Source organism: Kushneria aurantia DSM 21353, from assembly GCF_000382245.1.
GTDB classification, from domain to species: domain Bacteria; phylum Pseudomonadota; class Gammaproteobacteria; order Pseudomonadales; family Halomonadaceae; genus Kushneria; species Kushneria aurantia.
Map to the genome: position 1 here is coordinate 1 of NZ_KB907915.1, position 4,231 is coordinate 4,231.

General features: G+C 51.6%; 7 protein-coding genes. 3 read left to right on the plus strand and 4 right to left on the minus strand.

The window, feature by feature from the left end:
- Window positions 1–146 (plus strand): SDR family oxidoreductase (locus H146_RS19895; protein WP_033195870.1); only part of this gene is annotated, 146 nt, incomplete at its 5' end.
- Between the two features lie 411 nt (window positions 147–557).
- Here the strand turns inward: H146_RS19895 and H146_RS22570 are convergent.
- The 3 genes from H146_RS22570 to H146_RS0117900 form a co-directional block, all read right to left on the minus strand.
- Complete coding sequence (locus tag H146_RS22570) at window positions 558–1,100, minus strand: LysE family translocator (RefSeq protein ID WP_380059554.1); 543 nt, start codon at window positions 1,098–1,100, stop codon at window positions 558–560.
- Between the two features lie 149 nt (window positions 1,101–1,249).
- Window positions 1,250–1,579 carry a GNAT family N-acetyltransferase gene (locus H146_RS22575; RefSeq protein ID WP_019953245.1) on the minus strand — a complete coding sequence of 110 codons (330 nt, stop codon included), beginning with the start codon at window positions 1,577–1,579 and terminating at the stop codon, window positions 1,250–1,252.
- Window positions 1,580–1,698: 119 nt separating this feature from the next.
- Window positions 1,699–2,151, minus strand: coding sequence for a GNAT family N-acetyltransferase (locus H146_RS0117900; RefSeq protein ID WP_019953246.1), 453 nt, complete (start codon window positions 2,149–2,151; stop codon window positions 1,699–1,701).
- 73 nt (window positions 2,152–2,224) lie between these two features.
- On the opposite strand from H146_RS0117900, the gene pdxR reads away from it, so the two are divergent.
- Window positions 2,225–3,751 (plus strand): MocR-like pyridoxine biosynthesis transcription factor PdxR, encoded by a 1,527-nt coding sequence (gene pdxR, locus H146_RS21105; protein ID WP_083920953.1) that lies wholly within the window; start codon window positions 2,225–2,227, stop codon window positions 3,749–3,751.
- A 151-nt stretch (window positions 3,752–3,902) separates the two neighbouring features.
- Here pdxR and H146_RS22265 read toward each other — a convergent pair whose 3' ends face one another.
- Window positions 3,903–4,082: a hypothetical protein gene (locus H146_RS22265; protein ID WP_019953249.1), complete on the minus strand. Its 180-nt coding sequence runs from the start codon at window positions 4,080–4,082 to the stop codon at window positions 3,903–3,905.
- Here H146_RS22265 and H146_RS22580 point away from each other — a divergent pair.
- On the plus strand, window positions 3,999–4,231 hold a 233-nt coding region (locus H146_RS22580), incomplete at its 3' end, for an SDR family oxidoreductase (RefSeq protein WP_425411327.1). The two genes, H146_RS22265 and H146_RS22580, sit on opposite strands and share 84 nt — an antisense overlap.

Genomic DNA, 4,231 nt, shown 5'->3' on the forward strand with positions numbered 1-4,231 from the left:
GCAGCGACGTCGAGATCAAAAAGGTGGTACCGATGCAGCGCATGGGCAGCGCCGAGGAGGTCGCCGGGGTGGTCAGTTTCCTCTGCTCGCCGGATAGCGCCTACGTAACCCGCCAGGTGATTGCAGTCAACGGCGGGCTTTATTGAAGGCCTGCTTGCGCCCATCGATCAAGAAGAAAAGCCTTGGCCGCAGATTCTGATTGCAACACCCCATCCACTCGATAAGGTGTTGTACCCATGTCCTGTTCTAAACCTTGTGCCGAAGAACGTGCCACGATCCAGGTCAGATTCGAGGACCCGAGCCTCGTGAGGGCGGCGGCTCTGCTCGAGCGACCCCCGTCAACCATCAGCCGAGAGATACGGCGTGTCGAGTCCCCGATGATCAAATCGCCTATAGAAGTTATCCTCTGCTAGCCACCAGAGGGCTTCTTCAGCAATTTAGGTTCATGGACATCAAGCTGCATCAACAAACGACGACGACACCGAAGATCCATGCCGAGACCCAGGCAGCCCCCTCCGGCATCACGGATATTTTGTTATTCACAATAGTCGGATACCCTACATGATCTGATAGATGTTCTGCATTGCAAATAGAACCAAGAACATTGCCAGGCTTCTATCAATAGCGATACGGTGACGGAGGAAAATATTCCTAACGGAAGTCTTACCAAATACAAATGCTACCAGAAAGTACCAAAGAAACTCTAAAGTGCTGCAAACAATAACTATTAAAGATTGCTCATATAAAGATCTTGGAGTGGCGAGAAACCCCGAGAATATGCTTATCATGAATGCAATAGTTTTTATATTGAAAAGGTTGATCAAAGCGCCCACACGATATGATTCCGTAAACCCAAAAGACATTCCTTCCGAGATATCACCACCCTTCACTCCTGTTTTTTTTATACCCACAGTGCTGGAAAAAATAGTGTACGCAATATATGTTAGATATGCGGACCCTAGAATGACAGATATTTCTGTAAAAGATGGGAACGCCTTCAGAATGCTCGCTAGACCCAGTAATGAAATAACAGAAAAAAACCGCTCACAGTGCAAATTCCCAAGGTCACGGCAAACCCGGAACGTAAAGCGCCCAGTGATGAGTACCTGCTAACTAGTATAAAATTTGGACCAGGGCTGATAACAGCCATAAGATAAACAAATGCAGCATAAGTCATTGTTATCAATCTCCAGGGTGGTTGAGTTTTATTGATGAGACAAAGAATGGTCATTCTCGAATGATGGAAAATCTAGTCATTAAGTGGGAAGTGGTAGTATTTGCAGCCGTTACTCTCTATGAAGCCAAACTTGCCATATAATCTCTGAGCCTTGATGTTATCTAAGCCAGTTTCTATTCTCAGTTGAGAAGCACCGGATCTTTCAGAAAACTCCTTCGCAGCTCGCAAAAGTTCATAGCCTACGTTTTGCGACCTGAAACGCTTCAGGACGTACCAGTCATTGAGAATCCAAATTCGACTAAGATCGACAGTGGAAAAAGTGGGGTATAGCTGTATGAAACCAACGAGCTCCCCACTAATGTCTGCCACGAAAACCTGTGAATTTTCCTGGCTTATGCGCATTCCTATGAATCCAGGAAATTTAAGTGTCCTATGCTCTCTTTGAAGACTACTTTGCTATGCATAGGTAGGTGTGGTTTATATTATCTCTTCGCTAAAGGTTCCCTTTTTGAGCCAGCTCTTTACATCTGCAAGCTTAGCGTGTATTGATCAAAGTCACTCAGCCACTGCCATCCAAGGGATTCATACAGTGTCTTGGCCGCGGCATTATCGACCTGGGTTGATAGCTTCAATTGCGAGACACTATGCTCCCTAGCCAATTTTGCTGCTGCCCCCATCAGCTCCCGGCCAATCCCATGCCGTCGCGTTGAAGGTGTAACGAATAGGTCATTGAGGATCCAGCACTTGTCCAGGCGCACCGTGGTGTAAATCGGGTAAAGTTGCACGAAACCATCAAGGTCAGCCCCGTCTTCGAAATCGTAAACAAGCACGTATGAGTCGCGTAGCTCTAGACGAAGCTGCAGAAATTCCCGGGCCTTCTTTAGATTGCAAGGCTGGCCGTAGAAACAGCGGTATTCATCGAGCAATACCGCCAGTAGAGATAAATCTTTCAAGTTTGCTTTACGAACTGGCATTACCAAAACTCAGTTGATGATGAGGTACCCCAACTCTGCTATAACGATTACGCTGTCACCAGATCCAATCTACATGATTTTTATGGAACCAAAATCCGAGGGTGCTATCTTGCCTGTCATTGATGCTCTAGGGATCCAGCTCGCAGAACCTTCAAAAGCACCGCTGCACAAGCAGCTATATTGCGCACTTCGGGAGATGATCCAGGTAGGTCAGCTCGCTAGTGGTGAGAGGATACCTGCATCAAGACACTTGGCCCGTGAGCTGAAACTGGGTCGAAATACGGTTCTTACAGCAATTGACCAACTTGTCGCGGAAGGATTCCTGGAGACTTATCAAGGCGCCGGCACCTACGTCGCAGAGCTGCCATTCACTCCTATTGCACAGAATCGAACCAGTGAGAGGGCAAGGCTGTATCACTCAGCTTTGATATCCTCTGAAGCTGGCATTTCCTTACGGGGACAGCGCTTACTTGATCTCTGTGAGTCGGGAAAAGAGCCCTCTAGAGCCTTTGAACCAGGCATCCCAGCTCTTGATAGGTTCCCCCGGGAAACTTGGCAACGCCTGCTGCGGCGTCATCAACGGGCCGCTTCGACTGATTGGTTGGATTATCAAGCCCAGGGCGGCGTGCCTGCTCTGCGCGAAACCCTGTGTGACTACCTGCGACTGTCTCGGTCCGTTCGTTGTCACCCTGAGCAGATACTTATCGTCCAGGGCGCTCAGCAAGGTTTTGAGTTGATCGCCCACTTGCTAGGCGACCCTGGTGACCGAGTCTGCATGGAAGAGCCAGGCTATGGTGGGGCACAAGCCTGTTTTACCGCTTCAGGGTTCGATGTCCTTCCTGTCAACGTGGATGGTGACGGAATGGACGCGACGGGAATCTCGCCGGATGGCCGCTCCCCACGACTCATTTATGTAACGCCCTCCCATCAATACCCAAGCGGAGTAACAATGAGTTTGTCCAGACGCCTTTGTCTGCTGGAGACTGCCAGGCATCATGGCGCTTGGGTTATCGAAGATGACTACGACAGCGAGTTCCGCTATGAGCAACTGCCTATAGCCGCTTTGCAAGGACTGGTTGATAACGCCCCCGTCATCTACGTCGGTACCTTCAGCAAGGTAATGTATCCAGGTCTGCGGCTGGGTTACCTCGTCCTTCCTGAAACGCTCGTCGAACCTTTTCGGCGTGCTAATGCACGACTTCATCGCGAAGCCCAGTACCCTGTGCAGGCAGCTTTAGCCGATTTCATCTCGGAAGGCCATTTCTCGCGCCATATCCGCCGCATGCGAGATTGCTATAGACAACGTCAGGTCCGTCTCAGGGATGCTTTGGCCCCGGCAGTGGCTCAAGGACTCCAGTTATCCCGCGGGCAATCGGGAATGCACCTGGTTGTTTGGTTGGACAGCGACACAGTTGAGCAAGCCATCGTCCGGCGTGCTGCCGATGCTGGTATCACCTTGTCACCCTTATCTTCTTACTATCTAGAGTCTTTCAGTCATCCCGGATTAGTGCTCGGTTATGCGGGGGCTTCTGAAGATGAGATCGATAGAGCAGGAAATTGGCTATGCCGAACACTGCTATCTTATATGTCGCTTCCTTGAACCTAATGTGCGGGTCTTGCGCCACGGCTAACATTGGCATCGATGGCACTCCCAGAGAACTAACGTCAAATTTACTGGGCGATAGTCAAGCGGCCCCTCTGCCTGAGCGGTCGGCCACCTGCTTCTGGTCCTGAGATGCGACCAAGGTACCTCAGCCATTGGCCAGCACGTCCTCCAGTGTGGCCAGGCGGCCGAGTGCCAGGGCGTCCTCGACGGCGCTGATGCGCAGCACATGGCTGAGCGCCGGATGGGGCGGGCGGTGAATCAGACTGCCGGCGGCCAGCAAGTCGCCACGCGCCCTGGCGGCCAGCTCAGCGTCGGGCAGGCGCACGGCGATAAAGTTGGTGGCGCTGGAACGCGGCTTCTACCCCCGCCAGGTGCACGAGCTGCCGCCAAGGGCGGCGTGATCGCGGCGCTCAAGTCGCTGGCGCTGGAACTGGCCAAAAGACGGATCACGGTCAACGGTGTGGCCCCGGGCTG

Coding starts and splice junctions, on each gene's coding strand:
- H146_RS22575 (WP_019953245.1), bottom strand. CDS start 1,579: ATGCGCATAAGCCAGGAAAATTCACAGGTTTTCGTGGCAGACATTAGT.
- H146_RS0117900 (WP_019953246.1), bottom strand. CDS start 2,151: ATGCCAGTTCGTAAAGCAAACTTGAAAGATTTATCTCTACTGGCGGTA.
- pdxR (WP_083920953.1), top strand. CDS start 2,225: ATGATTTTTATGGAACCAAAATCCGAGGGTGCTATCTTGCCTGTCATT.